General features: G+C 64.2%; 18 protein-coding genes. 10 read left to right on the top strand and 8 right to left on the bottom strand.

The features are described 5' to 3' along the window. Positions 1-5: 5 nt before the first annotated feature. Positions 6-2,531, top strand: a complete 2,526-nt coding sequence (gene hrpB, locus KHO53_RS06965; RefSeq protein WP_213570133.1) for an ATP-dependent helicase HrpB — start codon at positions 6-8, stop codon at positions 2,529-2,531. Here hrpB and KHO53_RS06960 read toward each other — a convergent pair whose 3' ends face one another. Both KHO53_RS06960 and KHO53_RS06955 read right to left on the bottom strand, forming a co-directional pair. Next, positions 2,532-3,611 (bottom strand): endonuclease/exonuclease/phosphatase family protein, encoded by a 1,080-nt coding sequence (locus KHO53_RS06960; RefSeq protein WP_026001309.1) that lies wholly within the window; start codon positions 3,609-3,611, stop codon positions 2,532-2,534. It lies immediately after the preceding gene. A gap of 62 nt (positions 3,612-3,673) precedes the next feature. Continuing rightward, complete coding sequence (locus tag KHO53_RS06955; RefSeq protein WP_010222933.1) at positions 3,674-4,342, bottom strand: DUF7847 domain-containing protein; 669 nt, start codon at positions 4,340-4,342, stop codon at positions 3,674-3,676. Between the two features lie 154 nt (positions 4,343-4,496). Between KHO53_RS06955 and KHO53_RS06950 the strand changes: the two genes are divergently transcribed. The 3 genes from KHO53_RS06950 (at position 4,497) to KHO53_RS06940 (ending at position 6,421) form a co-directional block, all read left to right on the top strand. Further along, positions 4,497-5,219 carry a DUF2076 domain-containing protein gene (locus KHO53_RS06950; protein ID WP_213570132.1) on the top strand — a complete coding sequence of 241 codons (723 nt, stop codon included), beginning with the start codon at positions 4,497-4,499 and terminating at the stop codon, positions 5,217-5,219. A 100-nt stretch (positions 5,220-5,319) separates the two neighbouring features. Next, positions 5,320-5,799 carry a LabA-like NYN domain-containing protein gene (locus KHO53_RS06945; RefSeq protein ID WP_036996945.1) on the top strand — a complete coding sequence of 160 codons (480 nt, stop codon included), beginning with the start codon at positions 5,320-5,322 and terminating at the stop codon, positions 5,797-5,799. Positions 5,800-5,818: 19 nt separating this feature from the next. Continuing rightward, positions 5,819-6,421 (top strand): 3'-5' exonuclease, encoded by a 603-nt coding sequence (locus KHO53_RS06940; protein WP_010222937.1) that lies wholly within the window; start codon positions 5,819-5,821, stop codon positions 6,419-6,421. On the opposite strand, the gene KHO53_RS06935 is transcribed toward KHO53_RS06940, so the two are convergent. After that, positions 6,418-6,876 (bottom strand): Lrp/AsnC family transcriptional regulator, encoded by a 459-nt coding sequence (locus tag KHO53_RS06935; RefSeq protein WP_213570131.1) that lies wholly within the window; start codon positions 6,874-6,876, stop codon positions 6,418-6,420. The genes KHO53_RS06940 and KHO53_RS06935 overlap by 4 nt on opposite strands. Before the next feature lie 153 nt (positions 6,877-7,029). On the opposite strand from KHO53_RS06935, the gene yedA reads away from it, so the two are divergent. The 3 genes from yedA (at position 7,030) to rhlE1 (ending at position 10,342) form a co-directional block, all read left to right on the top strand. Next, entirely contained in the window at positions 7,030-7,962 is a 933-nt protein-coding gene (yedA, locus tag KHO53_RS06930) for a drug/metabolite exporter YedA (protein ID WP_010222939.1), read from the top strand. Beyond that, positions 7,959-8,936 carry a hypothetical protein gene (locus KHO53_RS06925; protein ID WP_036996940.1) on the top strand — a complete coding sequence of 326 codons (978 nt, stop codon included), beginning with the start codon at positions 7,959-7,961 and terminating at the stop codon, positions 8,934-8,936. The genes yedA and KHO53_RS06925 overlap by 4 nt, the downstream gene beginning before the upstream one ends. A gap of 74 nt (positions 8,937-9,010) precedes the next feature. After that, complete coding sequence (rhlE1, locus tag KHO53_RS06920) at positions 9,011-10,342, top strand: RNA helicase RhlE1 (RefSeq protein ID WP_010222941.1); 1,332 nt, start codon at positions 9,011-9,013, stop codon at positions 10,340-10,342. 91 nt (positions 10,343-10,433) lie between these two features. Here rhlE1 and KHO53_RS06915 read toward each other — a convergent pair whose 3' ends face one another. Then, positions 10,434-11,669 (bottom strand): TIGR03862 family flavoprotein, encoded by a 1,236-nt coding sequence (locus KHO53_RS06915; RefSeq protein ID WP_100782766.1) that lies wholly within the window; start codon positions 11,667-11,669, stop codon positions 10,434-10,436. 149 nt (positions 11,670-11,818) lie between these two features. After that, positions 11,819-12,733 carry a histone deacetylase family protein gene (locus KHO53_RS06910; protein ID WP_010222943.1) on the bottom strand — a complete coding sequence of 305 codons (915 nt, stop codon included), beginning with the start codon at positions 12,731-12,733 and terminating at the stop codon, positions 11,819-11,821. A 130-nt stretch (positions 12,734-12,863) separates the two neighbouring features. Between KHO53_RS06910 and KHO53_RS06905 the strand changes: the two genes are divergently transcribed. The 3 genes from KHO53_RS06905 to KHO53_RS06895 all read left to right on the top strand — a co-directional run bounded on the left by KHO53_RS06905 (position 12,864) and on the right by KHO53_RS06895 (position 14,970). After that, a complete protein-coding gene (locus KHO53_RS06905) occupies positions 12,864-13,433 on the top strand; it encodes a GNAT family N-acetyltransferase (protein WP_010222944.1) in 570 nt (189 codons plus the stop codon). 77 nt (positions 13,434-13,510) lie between these two features. Beyond that, positions 13,511-14,380: an acyl-CoA thioesterase II gene (gene tesB / locus KHO53_RS06900; RefSeq protein ID WP_010222945.1), complete on the top strand. Its 870-nt coding sequence runs from the start codon at positions 13,511-13,513 to the stop codon at positions 14,378-14,380. Next, positions 14,377-14,970 carry an HAD family hydrolase gene (locus tag KHO53_RS06895; RefSeq protein WP_010222946.1) on the top strand — a complete coding sequence of 198 codons (594 nt, stop codon included), beginning with the start codon at positions 14,377-14,379 and terminating at the stop codon, positions 14,968-14,970. The genes tesB and KHO53_RS06895 overlap by 4 nt, the downstream gene beginning before the upstream one ends. 83 nt (positions 14,971-15,053) lie before the next feature. Here KHO53_RS06895 and KHO53_RS06890 read toward each other — a convergent pair whose 3' ends face one another. From KHO53_RS06890 to KHO53_RS06880, 3 genes are all read right to left on the bottom strand, one after another. Continuing rightward, positions 15,054-17,525 carry a TonB-dependent siderophore receptor gene (locus KHO53_RS06890; protein WP_213570130.1) on the bottom strand — a complete coding sequence of 824 codons (2,472 nt, stop codon included), beginning with the start codon at positions 17,523-17,525 and terminating at the stop codon, positions 15,054-15,056. Positions 17,526-17,631: 106 nt separating this feature from the next. After that, complete coding sequence (locus KHO53_RS06885) at positions 17,632-18,579, bottom strand: FecR domain-containing protein (protein WP_213570129.1); 948 nt, start codon at positions 18,577-18,579, stop codon at positions 17,632-17,634. Between the two features lies 1 nt (position 18,580). Then, complete coding sequence (locus tag KHO53_RS06880; RefSeq protein ID WP_010222949.1) at positions 18,581-19,081, bottom strand: sigma-70 family RNA polymerase sigma factor; 501 nt, start codon at positions 19,079-19,081, stop codon at positions 18,581-18,583. Positions 19,082-19,108 lie beyond the last annotated feature (27 nt).

The raw sequence follows: 19,108 nt of genomic DNA, 5'->3' as shown, positions 1-19,108 counted from the left end.
CCACCATGAAATCATTACCGATCGATGCCGTACTGCCGGCCTTGCGCGAGGCCTTGGGCCAGCGCCACGAAGCAGTGCTCGAAGCGCCCCCTGGCGCTGGCAAGACCACCCGTGTACCGCTGGCGCTGCTCGATGAGCCGTGGCTGGCCGGGCAGCGCATCCTCATGCTTGAACCGCGGCGCCTGGCGGCACGGGCGGCAGCCGAGCGGCTGGCCAGTGAGCTGGGCGAGCAGGTCGGGCAAACGGTCGGTTACCGCATTCGCCTGGACAGCAAGGTTGGCCCGAACACGCGGATCGAGGTGGTCACCGAAGGGATTCTCACCCGTCGGCTGCAGGCCGATCCAGCCCTGGATGGCGTGGGCCTGCTGATCTTCGATGAATTTCACGAGCGCAGCCTCGATGCCGACCTGGCCCTGGCCCTGAGCCTCAACGGTCGTGAGTTGCTGCGCGACGAGCCGCCGCTGAAAATCCTGCTGATGTCGGCGACCCTTGAGGGCGAGCGTCTGTCGAGCCTGCTCGACGACGCCCCGGTAGTCAGCAGCGAAGGGCGCATGTACCCGGTCGATGTTCGTTGGGGCCGCCCCTTCCAGCCGGGCGAGTTCATCGAGCCGCGGGTGGTCGATACGGTGCTCCAGGCCATCACTGATGAGTCGGGCAGCGTGCTGGTGTTCCTGCCGGGACAGGCGGAGATTCGCCGTGTGCATCAGGCCTTGCAGGACGCCCTCGGTGAGCGCCGTGACATCTTGCTCTGCCCACTGCACGGCGAGCTTGACCTCAATGCCCAGCGCGCTGCCATCGACACGCCACCCGCCGGCCTGCGCAAGGTGGTGCTGGCGACCAACATCGCCGAGACCAGCCTGACCATCGATGGTGTGCGGGTGGTGGTCGATGCCGGCCTTGCCCGGGTGCCGCGCTTCGACCCCGGTAGTGGCATGACCCGCCTGGACACCCAGCGTATCTCCCGCGCCAGCGCCACCCAGCGCGCCGGCCGGGCCGGACGGCTAGAGCCCGGCGTGTGCTACCGCTTGTGGTCCGAAGCCCAGCATGAGCAATTGGCGGCGTACGGCGCTGCCGAGATCCTCCAGGCCGATTTGGCCGGCCTGGCCTTGCAGTTGTCGCGCTGGGGCGTCGCCCCCGAGCAACTGCGCTGGCTCGACCAGCCGCCAGCTGCCGCCTACGGCCAGGCGCTGGATCTGTTGCAGCGCTTGGGCGCGTTCAAGGCCGACAGCCAGGACAGCCTCAGCATCCACGGCCAGGCCATGGCCGAATTGCCGGCGCATCCGCGCATCGCCCACCTGCTGCTGCGCGGCCAGGATCTGGGCCTGGTCGACAGGGCTTGTGATGTCGCCGCATTGCTCGGTGAGCGCGACATCCTGCGTGGCGGCGGTGCCGACCTGCACAACCGCCTGGCCCTGCTCAGCGGCGAAACCCGCGCGGCCAAAGGCGGGCAGGGCGGTGTGCAGCGCGCCCGGCAACTGGCCCGTCAGTACCGTGGCTATTTACGTGGCAAAGCCACTTCAGCTGTAGCCGACCCTGACCATTCGCGCTGGCTGGGTGCCTTGCTGGCGCTGGCCTACCCGGACCGGGTTGCCCAACAGCGGCGTGCCGGCGGTGCTGAATATCGCCTGGCCAACGGCCGTGCCGCGCTGTTCGGCGAAGCCGATGCCTTGATGAAACATCCGTGGCTGGTGATCGCCGACCTGGGTAGCCGTCAGGGCCAGCGCGAGGAGCGCATTTATCTGGCCGCCGATTTCGACCCGGCGTTGTTCGACGGGGTCCTGGCCGAACAGGTGCGCAGCCTGGATATCCTCGACTGGGACGAACGCGAAAACGTGTTGCGTGCCGAACGTCAACGCAAGGTCGGTGAGCTGGTGCTCAGCCGAGAGCCGCTGACCGGCCTGGATGAAGACGCCCGCGCCCGCGCGCTGCTGGAACTGGTGCGGCGCAAAGGCCTGGAGCTGCTGTCGTGGACCCCCGAGCTGCGCCAGTGGCAGGCGCGCGTGGCGCTGTTGCGCCAGCTCGACCTGGCAACCCAGGGTGAGAGCCAATGGCCGGACCTGAGCGATGCCGCACTGCTGGCCAGCCTTGGCGACTGGCTGCAGCCCTACCTGGGCAAGGTCACCCGCCTGAGCCATTTCGCCCAGCTCGACCTCTCGTCGATCCTGCGCAACCTGCTACCCTGGCCGCTGCCCCAGCGCCTGGATGAATGGGCGCCGGTGCACCTGAGTGTGCCATCGGGTTCGAACATCCGCCTGGACTACAGCGAAACCCCGCCGATCCTCGCTGTGCGCCTGCAGGAGCTGTTCGGCCTGGCCGAAACCCCACGTATTGCCCAGGGACGGCAACAGGTCTTGCTGCACCTGCTGTCGCCCGCGCGGCGGCCGGTGCAGGTGACCCAGGATTTGGCCAACTTCTGGCGCAGCACCTACGCCGAGGTGAAGAAGGATCTGAAGGGGCGCTACCCCAAGCACTATTGGCCGGATGACCCTTTGGTCGCCGAGGCTACCGCGCGGGCCAAGCCACGCAAATAATTACGGTTGCGCAGGCAACAACAAGCGCGCCGTCACCGGCAGGTGATCGGAGATCTCCAGGGTGTCCTGCTGAATCACCCGTGCCTCCAAACGCTGCAGCTTCGGGCTGTGCAACAAATAATCGAGGGTGCGGTCCGGCCCCTGCAGATTAGGGTCGTTGGGGTAGTGGGTCAGCCAGGCCGCGCGGTCGGCGCCGCTGGCTTCGGCATTGCTGGGGATCATCGGGTACTTGTCCCAGAGCAGGTGCAAATCGCTGTCGGCGCTGTACTGACCGCGCAGTTCGGCCGGCAGGCGCCGGTACTGGCCGAGCGGCAGCAGGTTGAAGTCGCCGCCGATCAACCAGGGGGTGCCCTGGCTTTCGAGCTTGTCGAGCAGTCGCGTTAGCTGTTGCACCTGCTGGCGCTGGATATCGCTGCCCGCCTCGAAGGGGGCGAGGCGGGTGTTGAGTACCGCTAACTGGCCGCCGTCGCGCAGTGGCAGGTAGCTGGCAAGGATGGCTTGCTGAGGTTGCAGCAAGCGCTGCAGGGCGTTGCCGGCGGCGACCGGCAATTGCACGCGTTCGGCCTGCTTGATCGGGTAGCGGCTGAGGGTCGCCAGGCTGCGGCCGACGCTGCCGAAAATATGCCAGTCGGGGACGAAATCGGCTTTCCAGTCGTAGGCCTGCACCGCGCACGGATAGATATCCACCAGACGCTCGCGCAGCAGTGCCAGCTGGTCCTGGTAGTCGCTGGCCTTGGCGTTGTTGTCCAGCTCCTGGAGCAGGACGATGTCCGGCTGTTCGGCGCGGATCACCCGTGCCACTTCATCGAGGTTGAAGGCGAGGTCTTCGGCGGTAGGGCGGGTGTCTTCGCCACGGCCCTGGTCGTACCAGAACACGTAGCGTTTGCCGGCCAGGTACTGCACGTTCCAGGTCATCACCTTGAGCACCTGGCCCGGCACCAGCGCTGCATTGCTGGCGCGACAGCTAACCGGCAGGGTTTCGCGCGGCTCGGGTTGCCAGCTCAACTGCGTGGCCAGCAGCCACAGCAGGGCGAACAGAACAAGCAGGGTCAGCAGTGCGTTGCGCAGTAGTCGGGTCATCGGCTCGGCTTGGCTTGGCAGGTCACTGCCAAGCATACCCGAGCCGTTCGTCCGCTAACCAGTCAGGATACCGGTGGCTCTGCAATCGGTTCGCTGACCAGCATGTACAGGCGGAACATCACCACGGTGCTGAACAGCTGCAGGAAGCCGTTGGCACTGTCGAGGGCCAGTTGCGCCAGCGGCGAAGGCTCGGGCACCAGCATCATGCTCAGGCCGTCGATCAGCCACAGCGGTGCCAGCACGCCGAGGATGCAGCTGAAGATGCGCCAGAAGTTGCCGGTGGTCATCTGAAAGCTGGTACGCATGGCTTCGATCGGTGGCAGGCCACGCAGCACCAGGGCGTATTCGGCAAACACCAGGTGGATCATCACCCAGATGCCGGGAATGATGAACAGCGCGGCGCCGGCCATGATCAGCAGCGAGCTGAGCATCACCATCAGGGCGAATGACGGCCACAGGCGCAAGGCCATGGCCAGCAGGTTGCGCTTGAGCGGGGTGTAGCCGTTGCTGCGGGTGTCGAGGTAGAGGATCAGCGCGGCGCTGTACAACGGGTAGAACAGCAGGCTGACCAGCATGCCGTAGCCTGGAGAGGCATCCTCGCCCAGTTGCTGGTTCAGCAGCTGGGTGCACAGCGCTTCGAGCACCACCAGCGGCAGGCACAGCTGGGCAATGCTCAGCAGGTGGCGGCGGAAGAAATACACGGAGTCGCGCAGAACACTAAGCGGATTCATCGGTCGATATCGCATTGAAGAAAAGCAGGGCGTCACTTTAGCCCAGGCGCTGGCCAACCTGAAGAAAGTTTAATCCCGGCTTGTGTTGAATCTATCGTCCTGGCACCCCATTTTACCTGTACTCGATTTTTCCGGTTTTGCAGTGAGGTTGCCCATGAACAGTGAAGAACAAACCCTGATCGACGGCCTGTTCGGTCGACTCAAGCAAGCCGAGGACCCGGCCGTGCCACGCGATGCCCAGGCCCAGGCACGCATTGCCGAACACCTGCAGCAGCAACCGGCGGCGCCTTACTACATGGCTCAGGCGATCCTGGTGCAGGAAGCGGCGCTCAAGCGCCTGGACGAACAGAACCAGCAACTGCAGGCCGAGCTGAAGCAGGCCAAGGCCCAGGTTGCAGCCACCGCACCGAGCAGCAGTGGCGGCTTTTTGTCGAGTATCTTCGGCAGCGGCACCCGTGATCCACAGCCGCTGCAGAGCCAGGCCCCGGCCAACCCGCCAGTCAGTGGCGGCGGTTGGCGCGAACCGTCGCGCCCGTCATTCAACCCGCCAGCGCAACAGCAGGGCTTCAACGCCGCACCGGCCCAGGCTCCCGCCCGCAGTGGGGCCAGCAGCTTCCTCGGTGGCGCACTGCAAACCGCTGCCGGTGTGGCGGGCGGGGTGATGCTGGCGCAAGGCATCAGCAGCCTGTTCAACCATCACTCACAGCCTGAAGAGGTGGTCGAAGTAATCAAGGAAGAACCGGCGCCGGCCAGCGACACCAGTGGCTGGGGCAGCAATGACGAGCAGCGCCTGACCGCCGACAACGGCAGCTACGGCAATGACCAGGGCGGCTTCATGGACAGCGACTACGGCGGCGACGACGACAGCTTCGTCTGACCGCGCTTACCCGCATGGCCCGCAGGCTGGCATACTGGGCGCCGAAACGGCCCCGGTGTGCGGCGGCCGGCAACAGCGCTGTGCGCCATGAGGAAAAGCGGTGAAGAAGATCGCGGTATTCGCCGATGTGCAAAACCTCTACTACACCGTGCGCCAGGCCTACGGTTGCCACTTCAACTATGCGGCGCTGTGGGCCGACATCAGCCAGCACGGGCAGATCGTCGAAGCGGTGGCCTACGCGATCGACCGCGGCGACAGCAAGCAACAGCAGTTTCAGCAGATCCTGCGCAACCTCGGTTTCACGGTCAAACTCAAACCCTATATCCAGCGCAGCGACGGCTCGGCCAAGGGCGACTGGGACGTGGGCATCACCCTTGATGTGATCGACGCCGCCGCGCGGGTCGACGAGGTGGTGCTGGCCTCCGGTGATGGTGATTTCGACCTGCTGCTCGAGCGGGTCATCAGCCGTCACGGCATTCAGGCCGTCGCCTATGGCGTACCGGGGCTGACCGCCAATTCACTGATTCGCGCTGCCAGCCGTTATGTGCCCATCGAGGGCAGCCTGCTGCTCAAGCATTAAGATTTCTGAGGTTGTCGTTTTGGAACGTATCGCTGTCATCGACTTTGAAACCACCGGCATTTCACCCGGTGCCGGTTGCCGGGCCACGGAGGTGGCGGTGGTCATGCTGGAGCGCGGGCGCATCGTCGAGCGCTATCAAAGCCTGATGAATGCCGGGGTGCCGGTACCGGCGTTTGTCGCCGGCTTGACCGGCATCACCACCGCCATGCTGCGCAGTGCGCCGCCGATTGCCCGGGTGATGAACGAGGTAGCCGAGTTCGTCGGCGATACGCCGATGCTCGCCCACAACGCCTCGTTCGACCAGAAGTTCTGGGACTACGAGCTGTCGCAGATCGGCCGTAGCCGCAGCCAGCGGTTCGCCTGCTCGATGTTGCTGGCGCGACGCCTGATGCCCTCGGCGCCTAACCACAAATTGGGCACCCTGACCCGTTGGGCCGGCCTGCCTGATACCGGTACCGCGCACCGGGCCATGGCCGATGCTGAAATGGCCGCCAACCTGGCCCAGCACCTGGCCGGGCAATTGCGCCAGCAGGGCGTCAACGGTGTCTCCCACCAGTTGTTCTGCAGCCTGCAGAAAGTCCCCGCGGCGAAGATCGGCGAAGCGCTGAAAAACTATCGCTAGGCCTTCTTGCCGTTGGGCTCCAGGTGGCCCAGCGGCAGGCGCCGCTCCACGGCGCTGGAGAGAATGATCGAGGTCTTGCTGAAGCCGAACTGGGCGATGCGGTTGATCAGTTCCTCCAGCTCCGGCATCGAGGCCACGGCCGCCTGCATGATCACGCAGGGGTCGCCGGTCACCCGGTGGCACTCGGTCAGTTGCGGGATCTGCGTGAGCTCCTCAAAGGTCTGCTGGTTGCCATGGCTGGCCAGGCGCAGCTCGATCACGCACTGGATCTGCAGGCCGATCTTCTCCAGGTCGACCTTGGCCTGATAGCCGGTAATCACCCCGCTGGCCTCAAGCTTGGCCACCCGTTCAGCCACCGCCGGGGCGGAGAGATTGACCTTGCGCGCGAGCTCGGCGAAGGAGGCGCGGCCGTTGTCCAGCAGGGCGCTGAGGAGCATGCGATCGTACTTGTCCATGGGCTTCCAGAGGCTTGTCGTCGATTCCAAGGCGCAAGGCCACAAGAACCGTTGTTTCAAAAGTGTACGGTTGGTTTAAACAGGTTTTGTAACTTATGTTTAGCGTGCCGCCTTTCTAAACTAACTGCCCGACAACGATAATTCGAGCCCCCCATGCCTGCCTCCCGTCGCTTCCCGTTAGTTTTGATTGGCGCCTTTCTCGCCTTGTACCTGGTCTGGGGCTCGACCTACCTGGTGATTCGCATCGGCGTCGAGTCCTGGCCGCCGTTGCTGATGGCCGGGGTGCGATTTGTCATCGCCGGTTCCTTGCTCTATGGCTTTTTGCGCTGGCGCGGGGTGCCGGCACCGACCTGGCCGCAATGGCGGGCGGCGGGTGTCATCGGCGTCTTGCTGCTCAGTTGCGGCAACGGCGGCGTGACCCTGGCCGAACATGCGGGCGTGGCCTCTGGTGTGGCGGCGCTGGCAGTGGCTACGGTGCCGCTGTTCACCTTGATGTTCGGCCTGCTCTGGGGCCATCGCAACACCCGCCTGGAATGGGCCGGGATCGTCCTCGGCCTGGTTGGCATCGCCTTGCTCAACCTGGGCTCCAACCTGCAGGCCAGTCCTGTCGGTGCCGCGCTGATCCTGTTTGCCGCCGCCTCCTGGGCCTTTGGCTCGGTATGGAGCAAAAGCCTGCCGTTGCCCCAGGGGCCGATGGCCAGTGCCGCAGAAATGCTCGTCGGCGGCGTGGTCCTGCTGCTCGGCAGCGTGTTGAGCGGCGAACGCATGACCCAGATGCCCACCGCGGCCGGTTGGGGCGCGCTGGCCTACCTGGTGTTCTTTGGCTCGATCCTGGCCTTCAGCGCCTATATGTACCTGCTCAAGCACGTGCGCCCGGCCGCTGCCACCAGCTATGCCTATGTCAACCCGGCGGTGGCGGTGTTACTGGGTATTGTTTTTGCCGGTGAACAGATCGGTTACGAGGAATGCGTGGCAATGGCGGTTATCATTGGCGCCGTGGTGTTGATCGGTGTGCCGCAGTGGCGCCGACCGGCAGTGGAAAAAGCCAAACCCGTTGGCGACATGGAAGGTGAACTCTGTAAATGAAAGGACGTTTTGCCAAGGAGGCAGTGAAGATCGTTGGCTACATGGCGCTGATAGCGGTGTGCATAGTCATGCTTCGCGACGACAGGAAGACCTTCATGACCCTGTATTTCCAGGAGTCGGTCACCCGTGAAAACAGTACTGACGAAATTGATCCGCGTTACCTGCAAGCTTTGCAACAAGCCCTGGCGGAGCTGCAGATCGATTCGCAACAGATCGAACTGGTACTCGACCCCGACAGCACGCGAGCGCTGCAGGTACGTTTTGCTGACGATGCCCTGAATGCCAGGCAGCGTCAGGATCTGCGGGCGCTTTTCGAGTCCTTCGAGCCGGCTCGAGAGACGGCCCTGCTCAGTGGCCGGCTGGTGGTCGACATGCGCCAGGCCAGGCAGTTGGGCTTGGGCGTTTATGATTTTGGTCCTGCGTCAAAAGACATCGTTGCGCAGGGTGAAGTGAGCCTGACCTTGCAGTTCAGTTTTTTGCCAGGGACCGATGTGCGTCTGCGGCGCATCGAGGGCCCGCCAGTTGATCAGCGCCTGCAGGCCGAGATGATCTGCGAAGCCAATGCCAGGCTGCTTGCGGCCTTGCCCTTTGAAGTGACCGAATTCGATGTCAGTGGCGCGGACCTGCGGGGTGAAATGAAACTGCGCACCCCCGGTGGTGAGCAGCTCCAGGCGCCTGCACAGCTGTTTCTCGATGATCGCAACCTGCTTGAACGTCTGGAAATGGGCGGTATGCGAGTGCGTATCCTGCGGCCCGAGGCGGTACAGGAAAGAGCCCAGGCCGATCGCCTGGTGTTCGAGTTCGGCTCGCTCGGTACCATCAGGTATAGCCCGTATTCCTACTTCATCAGGCGCGAACCTTCGGTGTTAGATGCCTGTGGCAGTTATGCATACCAGAGTGGCAGGCCTTTCTCGTTCTTCCTTGGGGAAGGGCTTGATCGCCTGGTCAAGGTCCGCTTCGAGCAGCCGGGTTAAAGCCGACGAAGCCACGCGCCGGGCGCGAACAGGGTAAACTGCCGCCATTGCTGAATTCCCCACACGGTATTGCCATGACTTTCGCCAAACTCGGCCTGATCGAACCCTTGCTGCGCGCGCTCGAGCGCCTGAGCTACAACACCCCGACGCCGGTCCAGGCCCAGGCCATCCCTGCCGTGCTGGCCGGTCGCGACCTGATGGCCGCCGCCCAGACCGGCACTGGCAAGACCGCAGGTTTTGCCCTGCCGCTGCTGCAGCGCCTGACCCTGGAAGGGGCCAAGGTTGCCAGCAATTCGGTGCGCGCCCTGGTGCTGGTGCCGACCCGCGAGCTGGCCGAACAGGTGCACGCCAACATTCGCGAATACGCCGAGCACCTGCCGCTGAGCACCTATGCGGTGTATGGCGGCGTCAGCATCAACCCGCAGATGATGAAGCTGCGCAAGGGTATCGACTTGCTGGTGGCCACCCCGGGCCGGCTGCTCGACCTGTTTCGCCAGAACGCGGTGAAGTTCAATCAGTTGCAGGCGCTGGTGCTCGATGAAGCCGACCGCATGCTCGATCTGGGCTTTGCCGAAGAGCTGCGCGCGGTATACGCCGCCTTGCCGGCACGTCGGCAAACCCTGTTGTTCTCGGCGACGTTCTCCGATGAGATCCGCCAACTGGCCGCGCAGACCCTCAATGACCCGTTGAGCATTGAAGTCAGCCCGCGCAACGTCACCGCCAGCACCGTCAAGCAGTGGATCGTGCCGGTGGACAAGAAGCGCAAACCGGAGCTGTTCAGCCACCTGATGCGCAAGCAGCGCTGGAAGCAGGTGCTGGTGTTCGCCAAGACTCGCAATGGCGTTGATCAACTGGTCGAGCGCCTGCGTGGCCAGGGCGTCAACGCCGACGGTATTCACGGCGACAAGCCCCAGGCCACTCGCCAGCGAGCCCTGGACAGCTTCAAGGCCCGCGAGATCCAGATCCTGGTTGCCACCGACGTGGCAGCACGTGGGCTGGATATCGACGACTTGCCGCTGGTGGTCAACTTCGACCTGCCGATCGTGGCCGAGGATTACATTCACCGCATCGGTCGTACCGGGCGCAAGGGCAACAGTGGTGAGGCGATTTCGCTGGTGTGTGCCGACGAGGTTCAACTGCTGTCGGCGATTGAAACCCTGACCCGCAAGACCTTGCCGCGCCATGAAGAGCCGGATTTCATTCCGGACCACAAAGTGCCGATGACCGATGCCAATGGCCAGGTGCTGAAGAAGCCGAAAAAGCCGAAGAAGCCCAAGGAAAACAGCAGCAAACGCAGCCTCGGGCGTTGGCTGGACAGCGCAGAAGCGCCGGCAGCGGCGCCGCAGGCCAAGCCGGTGCGCAAGGTGCCGACCTTCAACACCGGGCCGCGCAAGCGCAAGCCTTGAGTACGCCATCGCGGGTCAAGCCCGCTCCTACAGAGGGCAGCGATAACCTGTGGGAGCCGGACTTGCCGGCGATGGAAGGCGAAGCCTTCCCTTAAGCCTTGAGCCAGTCCAGCAAGCCCAGCCCGGCCTTGCGCCCACTGGCAAAACAGGCCGTCAGCAGATAGCCGCCGGTCGGCGCTTCCCAGTCGAGCATCTCGCCGGCACAGAACACCCCAGGCAGTTGCTTGAGCATCAAGCGCTGATCCAGCGCTTCGAAGGTCACCCCACCGGCACTGCTGATCGCTTCATCCAGCGGGCGAGGGCGCACCAGGGTGACCGGCAAGGCCTTGATCGCCTGCGCCAGCAACGCCGGGTCGGCAAAGGTCTGTTGATCGGTCTGCTCGCGCAGCAGCGCCGCCTTGACCCCGTCCAGGCCAAGCTGACTGTGCAGATGCTTGGCCATCGAGCGGGAACCTCGCGGTTTGGCCAGGGCCTGCTGGATTTTATCCACAGGCCGGTTGGGCAGCAGGTCGATCAGCACCCTGGCGCTACCATCGCGGTTGATCGCTTCGCGGATCTGCGCCGACCAGGCATACACCAGGCTGCCTTCCAGGCCTTGGGCGGTGAGCACGCACTCACCCAGGCGCGGGGGCTGGCCATCAAGGCTCAGGGCGATGTTCTTCAGCGGCGCGCCGGCAAACTTGTCCTTGAGCACTGCGCTCCAGCCCTCGACCTCGAAGCCGCTGTTGGCCGCCTGCAAGGGCGTAATCTGCACGCCCTGCGCCTGTAGCCAGGGCAGCCAGGCGGCATCGGAACCCAGCCGCGCCCAACTGCCGCCGCCCAGCGCGAGCACGGTGGCGGCCGGCTTGAGTGCCAGTTCACCCTGTGGATAAGCGATCCGCAAGGCGCCCTCGGTGTTCCAGCCCAACCAGCGATGGCGGGTGTGGATAACTACCCCGGCGTCACGCAGGCGCTTGAGCCAGGCGCGCAGCAACGGTGCGGCTTTCATGTCGCGGGGGAACACCCGGCCGGAACTGCCGACAAAGGTTTCGATACCCAGGTCGTGAATCCACTGGCGCAGCACATCGGCATCGAAGCCTTCGAGCAGGTGGGCGACTTCGCCGGCGCGCTCGGCATAGCGGGAGATAAACGCCGGGTAAGGCTCGGAATGGGTGATGTTCATGCCACCGACCCCGGCCAGGAGGAACTTGCGGCCCACCGAGGGCATGGCGTCGTACAACTCGACGGCGACTCCGGCCTGGCTCAGCACTTCGGCGGCCATCAGCCCGGCCGGCCCGCCTCCGATAATGGCAACGTGTGGGCGGTCGGTGGCGCGGGTGTCGGTCATGGTCGGCTGCAAGCTGGGAAAAAGAGCCGGCATTCTACCTTAGCGAGGCGCCCGGAAACACTGATCAAAAAATGAACAGCAGGCTCAAGGCCAGGTGGTTAAAGGCGTTGAGGGGGTTTCCAGCAGGTTATCCACAGGCGGTTCCACAGTCATTGTGAGTAACCCAGCACGCGGCTGGCGCTGTGGTGCAGTATCCCATGACGGCGGGCGAGGGCCTCGCGGTCTTTGCTGTAACCTCCGCCAATCACCCCGACTACCGGAATGTCACGCCCCAGGCAGTGGCGCAGCACGCTTTCGTCGCGCGCCGCGACGCCTTCGTCGGTGAGTTGCAGGTAGCCGAGAGCATCATCCTTGTGCACATCGACCCCGGCGTCGTACAGCACCAGGTCCGGGCGGTATAGCGGCAGCAGGTAATTGAGCGCGTCATCGACCACCTTCAGGTAAGCCTGGTCACCCATGCCGCGGGGCAGCGGAATGTCCCAGTCGCTTTCGGCCTTGCGCGCCGGGAAGTTCTGCTCGCAATGCAGTGACACGGTAATGGCGTCCGGGGTGTTATGGAGGATGCGCGCGGTACCGTCGCCCTGGTGCACGTCGCAATCGAAGATCAGCACTTTGTGTACCCGCCCGGCTTCAAGCAGGTAATGGCTGATCACCGCCAGGTCATTGAAGATGCAGAAACCGGCCGGGTGATCGTAATGGGCGTGATGGGTACCGCCGGCCAGGTGGCAGGCGATGCCGTGCTCCAGCGCCTGCTCGGCGGCCAGCAGCGAGCCGCCCACCGCGCGCACGGTACGCCGTGCCAGGGCTTCGCTCCAGGGCAGGCCGAGGCGGCGCTGGTCTTCGCGCGACAGCTCGCCGTGCATGTAGCGCTCGATGTAGGCACGGTCATGGGCCAGGGCAAGGATGTCGTCGGGGCAGATTTCTGGGCGTAGCAACGCTGCATCCGTGGTCAGGCCACTGGCGACCAGGTGATCGCGCAACAGGCGGAACTTGTCCATCGGAAAACGGTGTTCGGCAGGAAACGCCGGGCTGTAGTCGTCGTGGTAGATCAGCGGCAGGGGCATGGCGGGGTCTTGGTCAGAGCAAGCGTTGATCTTGCCAGCTCCTTGCCTTGTTGTGCTACCCGCACCGGGACGCCAGCAGTCAATGAACAGCCTACGCTGTAAACTGCAGGCTGTGGATAAGGAGCCGAGCATGACCCCGATATTGCAACTGGAAAGCGCACGGCTGCAATTGCGCCAATGGCAGGATGACGATCTCGCCGAATTTGCTGCCATGTGCGCCGACCCTATGGTCATGCGCTATTTTCCTGCGCCGTTGACCCGGTTGGAGAGCGCCGCGCTGATCGGCCGTATTCGTGGTCACTTCAATGAGTACGGCTATGGCCTGTGGGCTCTGGAGCGCAAGGACACCGGCGCTTTCATCGGCATGACCGGCCTGCTCAATGTGAGTTTTGATGCCGACTTCGCCCCGGCCGTGGAGATCGGTTGGCGCCTGGCCCGACGCCACTGGGGGCTGGGCTTTGCCAGCGAAGCGGCCTGGACCAGCCTGCGCTGCGCGTTCGCGCAATTGGGCCTGGAGCAGGTGGTGTCGTTCACCTCGCAAAGCAACCTGGCGTCGCAGAAAGTCATGCAGGCCATCGGCATGCAGCAGGATCTGGCCGGCAGCTTCGAGCACCCGAAACTTGAGCCAGGCCACCCCTTGCGCCCCCACGTGCTGTACCGCATCGACCGCGCCCAGTGGCAGGCCACCCTGCGCGGCTGAATTGCACAACATACAGGCCGGCAATGACAAACCCTGTATTATTTGCTGCAGTTGCGCATTGCCTTGGAGAATCTTGAATGAGCCACGTGTTGGACGATCTGGTTGACCTGTTGAGCCTGGAATCGATCGAGGAAAACCTGTTCCGCGGGCGAAGCCAGGACCTGGGTTTCCGCCAGCTGTACGGCGGCCAGGTGCTGGGCCAGTCGCTGTCGGCGGCCAGCCAGACGGTCGAGGAGGCGCGGCATGTGCATTCGTTGCACGGTTACTTCCTGCGCCCGGGCGATGCCAGCATGCCGGTGGTCTATTCGGTCGACCGTGTGCGCGATGGCGGCAGTTTCAGCACCCGGCGGGTGACCGCGATCCAGAAGGGCCAGACCATCTTCACCTGCAGCGCCTCGTTCCAGTACGACGAAGAAGGCTTCGAGCACCAGAGCCAGATGCCCAAGGTGGTCGGCCCGGAGAACCTGCCGTCGGAAGTCGAACTGGCCAAGCGCATGGCCGATCGCCTGCCTGAGGCGATCCGCGACAAGATGCTCTGCGCCAAGCCGATCGAAATGCGCCCGGTGACCGCCGAGGATCCGTTCAACCCCAAGCCGGGCGAGCCGGTGAAGTACGTCTGGTTCCGCGCCGATGGCAACCTGCCGGACGTGCCGGCGCTGCACAAGTACATGCTTGCTTACGCGTCAGATTTTGGCCTGCTGACCACCTCGCTGCTGCCCCACGGTAAATCGGTGTGGCAGAAAGACATGCAGATCGCCAGCCTCGACCACGCGTTGTGGTTCCACGGTAACCTGCGTGCCGACCAGTGGCTGCTGTATGCCATGGACAGCCCATGGGCCGGCAATGCCCGTGGTTTTGCCCGCGGCAACATCTACAACCAGGCCGGGCAACTGGTGGCGTCGTCGTGCCAGGAAGGCCTGATTCGACATCGCAAGGATTGGCAATGAGCCTGCAGCAGATTCGCCACTGGGTGTTCGACATGGACGGCACCCTGACTGTCGCCGTGCACGATTTTGCGGCGATCAAGGAGGCGCTGGAGATTCCGCAGACGCACGACATCCTTACCCACCTGGCCGCTTTGCCGGCCGCCGAGGCCGCGGCCAAGCATGCCTGGCTGCTGGAGCATGAGCGTGAGCTGGCGATCGGTTCGCGCCCGGCCACCGGCGCTGTGGAGCTGGTTCGCGATCTGGCGGCGCGCGGTTGCCAACTGGGCATTCTGACCCGTAACGCCCGTGAACTGGCGCACATCACCCTGAAAGCGATCGGCCTGGCCGACTGCTTTGCCGTCGAGCACATCGTCGGCCGTGATGAAGCCCCGCCCAAGCCGCACCCGGGTGGCTTGTTGAAGCTGGCCAAAGCCTGGGACGTGGCGCCGACCGAGATGATCATGGTCGGCGATTATCGCTTTGACCTGGATTGCGGTCGGGCGGCGGGGGCGCGGACGATTCTGGTCAACCTGCCGGACAATCCCTGGCCGCAGCTGGCCGACTGGCATGCGGCGGATTGTCGAGCGTTGCAGAGGATGCTCGACCAATAGCTGGCAAGGCCGGCTTCCACAGGTGGGCTGCACGTGGTCCTTGTGGGAGCTGGCTTGCCAGCGATGAGGCCCTCACACCTTACTCAGAACTCCCAGCGCGTCGTCAGCATCACATTGCGCGGATCGCCGTAGTAGGTGGTGTCGTAGTTACCCAGCCCGGTCAGGTAGCGCTTGTCGAACACGTTGTTGGCATTGACCGTGAAGCTCAGTTGCTCGTTGTACTGGTAACGGGTCATCAGGTCGACCAGGGTGTAGCCGCCTTGCTTGATGAAGGTGTAGTCGTTCACCGAGCGATTGTAGATCTTGCCGTAGAACGCGCTCTGCCAGTTGACCCCACCCCCGACGGTCACTTTGTCCAGCACCCCAGGCAGGCGATAGGTAGTGAACAGCCGCACCAGGTGCTCAGGCTTGCTGGTGCTCATCGGGAAGCCATAGATGTGTTGCTCGTCGGCATCGCGTGAGCGCGCGTAGGTGTAACCGGCCGAGAGGTTCCAGCCTTCCTGCAGTTGACCGGCAACTTCCAGTTCGATGCCTTGAGTGGTGGCGCCGCTGGTAGCCTTGTAAATGCCTTCGTTGGTCGCAGGGTTGGTGCCGATCGACTCGGCGACGTTGTCCTGCTCGATGCGAAACAGCGCCAGGCTGGCGTTGAGCTTGCCGTCGAAGTAGGCCGCCTTCAGACCGGTTTCGTAGCTGTCGCCTTCGACCGGGTCGAGGGTGGCGCCGTTGCTGTCCTTGTTGCTCTGTGGCTGATAGATCGAGGTGTAGCTGGCGTACACCGAGTAGGTGTCGTCGAGGTCGTAGACAATGCCGGCGTATGGGGTGACCACGCCGTGTTGCTTGTAGCCGGACTGGTTGTTCTGGAAGGTCGGGTTGAGGCCGTCATAGTCATATTGGTCGCTGTACTTGAAGGTACTGACCCGGGTGCCGAGGATCACCGACAGGTCGTCGCTCGGGTGCAGGCGGGTGGCGAGGTAGGCGCCGTTCTGGCTCTTGTTTTGCTCGTACTTGCCGTTTTTCGGGAACGCCGGCACCGCAATGTGACCGTCCCAGTCAAAGATGCTGCCTGGCACCATGGCAAACTCACTGGTGTCCCAGGTCGCGCCGGTCTGGCGGGAATGGTTGGTGTCCAGGCCGACGACCAGGTCATGCTGGCGACCGAACAGGGTGAACGGGCCGGAGAGGTTGAGGTCGGCGCTGTTCTGTACCCGATGACCTTCCCAACGCCCCCAGAAGAACGACATGCCATCACCATTGCGATCCGGCGCGCCACCGCTGGCCGAGGCCAGGCGAGTGTCGTGGTCGCTTTGCAACTGGTTGACCGTCAGCTTGAGCGACCAGTCATTGGCCAGCGCCTGTTCCAGCGAGGCGAAGTAGGTGCGGTTCTGGAAGTCGCGGCGGCTCCAGTCGGCGCCCGGGTTGAACGAGCGGGAGAAGTCGGTGCGGCCGCCGTCGGTGTAGTACACCGGGTTACCGGTCCATGAGCTGCCGCGCGGGGTGGTGGTCTGCTGGTCGATGCCGACGGTCAGCAGGGTGTCGGGGGTGATGTCGGCCTCGAGGATGCCGTAGTACACCTCTTTGCTTTGCTGGTAGTGGTCCTGGTAGCCCTTCTTGTCCTGTTGCGCGCTGACGAAGCGCCCACGCACGCTGGCGCTGCTGTTGATCGGGCCGGAGACATCGACTTCGCCACGGTAGTTGTCCCAGCTGCCGGCACTGCCGGTGAGCGAACTCTGGAACTGCGCGGTAGGTTTTTTGCGAATCAGGTTGACCGTGGCCGACGGGTCGCCGGAGCCGGTCATCAGACCGGTCGCGCCCTTGAGCACTTCCACTCGGTCATAGATGGCCATGTCGACATGCGCGGTGCCTTCGCCATACACGCCGTCATACACGGTGTTGACGCCGTCGTACTGGTAGTTGGTGATCACCAGGCCACGGCTGGAGAACTCGGTACGGTCGCTGTCATAGGTTTGCGCCGACACGCCGGGGGTATTGCGCAACACATCGGAAATACTCTGGGCACCCTGGTCATCCATCTGTTGGCGGGTAACCACGGTGATGGTTTGTGGCGTTTCGCGGATCGACAGCGGCAGCTTGGTCGCGGTGCGGGTTGCCGCCGTGGTGTAGGAATGGGTGCCCTCGGTGGTCTCACCCAGGCCTTGGGCATTGATGCTGGTGGCGCCCAGTTCCATTACCGCGCCACTGCTGGCCGGCACCAGCACGTAGCCGCCGTTGGATTGGCGCTGAGCCTGCAGACCGGTGCCGCTGAGCAGACGCGCCAGGCCTTCTTCCACCGAGTAGTCGCCTTGCAGGCCGGCCGACTGCTGGCCCTGGGTCTGCCGGGCATCGAACGACAGGGTGATGTTGGCGCGGGTGGCGAACAGGCTCAGGGCGGTGCCCAGCGGGCCCGGGGCGATTTGGAACTGGGTGCTGGCGCTCTGCGCCATGGCCTTGCCGGGCAGCAGCGCGAGCAACGGCAGCGGCGCCAGGGTCAGGCCGAACAGCGCCAGGTGGACAGCGCGAACCAGCGGGCGAGGGGCGCGCGGACAAGTCGGGGTCATGCAGGATTTCCTTCGATTGGCTGGGCAGAGGGGCGGTCGAAATGTGCCGCTTTACTTGCGTAGCCGAATGAGAATGAAAATCGGCAACCCTTTGTGCGAAATTTCTTCAGACAGCTTCAATGCTGACCCAGTAGCGGGTCAGGTAACGCACCTTGACCGGCAACGACACGCCGAGGTTTTCCAGGATGGTGTCGGTGTCGTCGATACGAAAGGCGCCGGACAGGCGCACGTCGGCGACGCTTTCGGCGCAGCGCAGCACGCCGGGACGGTAACGGCGCAGTTCGCTGATGAAGTCCTCCAGGCGCCATTCGATCACGGTCAGCATGCCCTGGGTCCAGGCACCCGTGCCGGGCAGGGCATTATGGGCGGCGGCAATCTGCTTGCGGTCGAAGCTGACGCTTTGCCCGGCCTCCAGGCGCAGCATCAACAGCGGCTGGTCGAGCGGACGCACTTCAACCGCATGCTCCAGCACGCTGACCCGGCTCAGGCCATTGTCGCTACGGACGTTGAAGCGCGTACCGAGGGCGCGCACCCGGCCTTCGGCCGTTTCGACAATGAACGGGCGAGCCGCGCTATCACGGGCGGTCTGCACCATGATTTCGCCGCTGTACAGGCGCAGCAGGCGTTGCTGGCCGTCGTAGCGGATATCCACCGCGCTGTCGGTATTGAGTTCGAGCTGGCTGCCATCGTCGAGGCGTACCTGGCGGCGCTGACCCTTGCCGGTGCGCAGCTCGGCCATCCAGGCCTGGCCCGGAGTACTTTCCCGTACGGCCCATCCCGTTGCACCGACGGCCATCAGCAGCGCCAGGGTCTTGAGCACGGCGCGACGCCGGGCGCGCACGCCGGCCAGGGTCGGCAGGGCGACATCGGCGGGCAGTCGCCCCAGCTGGCGCTGCAGCTTTTCTACCCGCGCCCAGGCCTGGGCATGGGCCTGGCTCTTGCCCAACCAATCCTGCCAGGCCTGCACCTGGGCAGCGCTGGGCGGTGCGGCGTTGAGCTGCACGTACCAAGTGGCGGCAGCTTCGAGGGTGCGAGCGTCCAGCGGCTGGGCCATGTCAGTCGTCCGTCAGCAGCAGGCAGTGGGTCATGGCGCGGATCAGGTGCTTCTTCACCGTGGTCACCGACACCCCCAGGCGCTCGGCAGTGGCCACATAGCTCAGGCCTTCGAGCTGTACGGTGAGGAAGATAGTGCGCGTACGCTCGCCCAGACCATCGAGCATCTGGTCCACGGCCAGCAAGGTTTCGAGGATCAGCAAGCGGCTTTCCGGCGATTCGGCGACCCGCTCCGGGCGCAGCGCCAGTGCGTCCAGGTACGCCTGTTCAAGCGCCTTGCGGCGAAACTTGTCGATCATCAACGCATGGGCAATGGCACCCAGGTAGCTGCGCGGCTCGCGAATAGTGTCGGCATTGCGCGCGTTCAAAACCCGGATAAAGGTGTCCTGGGCAAGGTCGGCGGCATCGCTGGCATTGCCCAGGCGAGCACGCAGCCAGTTCTTCAACCAACCATTATGTTCGCTGTAGAGCGCGTGCAGGGCAGCATGATCGGGAGCGGGCATGGTGGGGCAATATCGAGTAATTGATAA

Origin of the sequence: Pseudomonas sp. RC2C2, from assembly GCF_018390435.1 — a bacterium.
GTDB lineage: Bacteria > Pseudomonadota > Gammaproteobacteria > Pseudomonadales > Pseudomonadaceae > Aquipseudomonas > Aquipseudomonas donghuensis.
The sequence above is the reverse complement of the archived record's forward strand: the minus strand, read 5'-3'. Positions and strand labels throughout refer to the sequence as shown.